Raw genomic sequence first — 3,158 nt, 5'->3', positions numbered from 1 at the left:
ACAGAAATTTCACTCCTGAACAATTAGTTTCACATACTTTTTTTGTAAGATATCCTGATGAATTCTTCAAATTTTACAAAGACAAATTAATTTATCCAGATGCAAAACCTAACAATGCACATAAAGCTCTAGCTAAACTTGAAGAAATAGGAAAATTAAATGCCGTAATCACACAAAATATAGACGGGCTTCATCAAATGGCAGGTAGCAAAAACGTATATGAATTACATGGATCTGTACATAGAAATTACTGCACTAAATGTCATAAATTCTTTGATTTAGACGAAATGCTAGCACTTCCTGGAAATATTCCTCACTGCGATAAATGCGGTGCTGTTGTAAAACCAGACGTTGTTTTATATGAGGAAGGACTTGACAACGACGTTATAAATGAAACTATCAAAGCTCTAACTTATGCTGATTTATTGATAATAGGAGGAACTTCTCTCGTAGTATATCCTGCTGCTAGCTTTATAAATTACTACAGAGGAAGAGACATGGTTTTAATAAATAAAAGTTCAACTGGATACGATAATATGGCCTCTCTAGTTATAAATGATGCAATAGGAGAAGTACTAAAAGAAGCCGTTTTAGATGTATATTAATAAAATATTTTAAACAAAATAAAATCTGTCCAATCTAATAACTGGGCAGATTTTATTATTTTAAATATATAAATTTTATTATCTAAAATTATCTTCGTATTTTAATTTATACAACAAAATAGCTTCTGGCCACGCCTCCAAGCTACTTATACCCTTATCTTCGGCTACAGCTAAAACTATCTCCTTTATTCTAGTCGCCTCTCTTAAAATGTCCATTTTTACACCTCTTTACAACTTTCTTCTAGTATATTATTAATATTCCCTATTTCCATAAAAAATACTAATTTTTTTAATTTTGTGCTACAATCACCTTATATAGTAAATAATTATAAACTAGGAGGCTAAAATGGATATTTCTATAATGATCGACGAATTGATAAATTATTACCTTATAATTGCACATAAGGATATATCCGATTCTCTAAAGGACAAATCAGAAGAAGAAATCAAAACTCTTTACTACGATACTTTTGGTGAAGATTAAAAAAATGAAAAAAAATTGTTGCAAGTAAAAACATGCAACAATTTTTTTTATTGTTTGTTTTTGTTATTTTTTCTAAATACATTTCTAACGAAAGATGCCCAGCAAAGAGCAGCTACCATCCATAAAACACCTCTAAAAGTATCTCCTGTGTTTATGGTATAAAATCCAAACAATATACTCAATATACACATTACAGCGCCTATTATAAGTGGTAAACTTATATTTTTCATTTTACTTCCCCCTATTTTACATCTTATAAAAATTTATATTTTTAATTAAATTGTATATTTTAAACTACCAATATATCAACTATTTTGCCTAAAATTTAATCTATACTTTCTTCAAATTGTTCAATTGGCGGTAAATCTTCTAATTTTTCTATATTTAAAAGCTTTAAAAATTCATCTGTTGTTTTATATATTATAGGTTTCCCTATTTTATTTAACCTTCCTGCTTCCTTTATTAGAGAATTTTCAAGCAAAGTCTGTAAAACTTTATCGCATTTTACACCTCTGATACTTTCAATTTCAACTTTTGTAATAGGTTGCTTATATGCAATTATAGTCAAAGTCTCTAATGTAGCCTGGCTTAAAGTTTTCTTTCTTTTAGGCTCTAGGATTTTCTTTATATATGGAGTATATTCCTTATTAGTACACATTTGGTATCTATCTTCTAGCTGTATAATCTGTATACCTCTATTTTGCTCCTCATATTCATCTTTTAATAAGTTTAACATATACTCTATTTCTTTTGGAGAAAGTTCTTCATTAATGGCATAATTTAATTCCTTTATACTTATGGGTTCTGCATATGCAAACATTATTGATTCTATAATATATTTTATCTCACTTCTCTTCATGTTAATTCTCCAAATTCTTTTTTATAATAATATCTTCAAAGAAATTTTCTTGAACGACTACTATTTTTCTAGATTTAATAAGCTCTAGTATAGATAAAAATGTAGCTATCACTTCATCCTTTTGATAGCTTTGTACCATGCTGTTAAAATTGATATTATCTGTAGTTTTTAAAATATTTTCTATGTATTTTATCTTTTCTTCAACAGGTATTATTTTTCCTCTTACAATTTTATCTAATCTCTCATCTTTTTCTTCTTCTTGTATAGTTTTTACCTTAAATATATATGGAAGTATAGCTTTTATAGATTCTATCGATATTTCATTTAAATCGACCTTTTCGTCTGTAAGAACTTCCTCTTTCGTTCTGTAGTAAGGCTGACTTATGTAATCTACATTTTCCTTTAAGACCTCACTAGCTCTTTTGTATTTTTTATATTCTTTTATTTGCTCCATAAGTTCAAGTCGTGGATCCTCTTCTTCATCCATGTCTCTTTGTGAAAATAACAAGTATTTTGATTTTATCTCTAAAAGCTTCGTAGCCATAGTTATAAAATCACTTGTCACTTCTAAATCCATAGATTCTAGCATATTCAAATACGCCAGATACTGCTTTGTGATTTCAATTATCGATATATCTTTGATATCTATCTTTTGCTTAGATATCATATCGCAAAGCAGATCTAAGGGTCCATCGTATACGTTTAGATGTATGCTGTACTTCATCTATATTTTCGTCACAAATCTTACTATAGTTGCAAATACACTTACTATTGGAGTTGTTATATAAGAATATAAATCTGTTATTAATAGTATTATCAATACTACATATCCTATATTTTCGTATTTTATTTCAAAATCTCTGTATTTATAAGGTAAAAAACTAGAAATTACTCCCCATCCATCAAGCGGTGGAACTGGAAGTAAGTTAAACGCACCAAACCATAAATTATAATTTATAGCTGTAGCAGCTATCAAAGTAATAGAACGCATCGGACTGAATTTTAAAATAAAAGCACAGATTATAGCTCCTACTAAATTACCGATAGCTCCAGATATAGCTACGATAAAGCTACCAACTCTATAATTTTTAAAATTATTTGGGTTTACTGGTACTGGTTTTGCCCATCCAAAATGGAATATAATAAGCATAATCAAGCCTAAAATATCCACATGTCTAGATGGATTGATTGTCATTCTTCCTGCCCTTTT

At 28.7% G+C, this 3,158-nt stretch carries 7 protein-coding genes; 2 read left to right on the top strand and 5 right to left on the bottom strand.

From position 1 onward, the window contains the following. The coding region (locus tag MR593_RS06460) for an NAD-dependent protein deacylase (protein WP_290691031.1) at nucleotides 1-605 on the top strand (605 nt) is incomplete at its 5' end. 78 nt (nucleotides 606-683) lie between these two features. On the opposite strand, the gene MR593_RS06455 is transcribed toward MR593_RS06460, so the two are convergent. Beyond that, the gene (locus MR593_RS06455; protein ID WP_290691029.1) at nucleotides 684-821 is read right to left on the bottom strand and encodes a hypothetical protein; all 138 of its coding nucleotides are present in this window, start codon (nucleotides 819-821) and stop codon (nucleotides 684-686) included. A 130-nt stretch (nucleotides 822-951) separates the two neighbouring features. On the opposite strand from MR593_RS06455, the gene MR593_RS06450 reads away from it, so the two are divergent. Next, a complete protein-coding gene (locus MR593_RS06450; protein ID WP_290691026.1) occupies nucleotides 952-1,089 on the top strand; it encodes a hypothetical protein in 138 nt (45 codons plus the stop codon). Nucleotides 1,090-1,136: 47 nt separating this feature from the next. Here MR593_RS06450 and MR593_RS06445 read toward each other — a convergent pair whose 3' ends face one another. The 4 genes from MR593_RS06445 to MR593_RS06430 form a co-directional block, all read right to left on the bottom strand. Beyond that, complete coding sequence (locus MR593_RS06445; protein ID WP_290691025.1) at nucleotides 1,137-1,319, bottom strand: hypothetical protein; 183 nt, start codon at nucleotides 1,317-1,319, stop codon at nucleotides 1,137-1,139. A gap of 95 nt (nucleotides 1,320-1,414) precedes the next feature. Continuing rightward, nucleotides 1,415-1,948: an SMC-Scp complex subunit ScpB gene (scpB, locus tag MR593_RS06440; RefSeq protein ID WP_290691022.1), complete on the bottom strand. Its 534-nt coding sequence runs from the start codon at nucleotides 1,946-1,948 to the stop codon at nucleotides 1,415-1,417. A gap of 1 nt (nucleotide 1,949) precedes the next feature. Next, nucleotides 1,950-2,672, bottom strand: coding sequence for a segregation and condensation protein A (locus MR593_RS06435; protein ID WP_290691019.1), 723 nt, complete (start codon nucleotides 2,670-2,672; stop codon nucleotides 1,950-1,952). After that, nucleotides 2,673-3,158 (bottom strand): site-2 protease family protein (locus MR593_RS06430; protein WP_290691016.1); only part of this gene is annotated, 486 nt, incomplete at its 5' end.

The sequence above is a fragment of the Intestinibacter sp. genome, assembly GCF_022780145.1.
Taxonomy (GTDB): Bacteria; Bacillota; Clostridia; order Peptostreptococcales; family Peptostreptococcaceae; genus Intestinibacter.
This window is presented reverse-complemented; position numbering and strand designations above follow the sequence as displayed.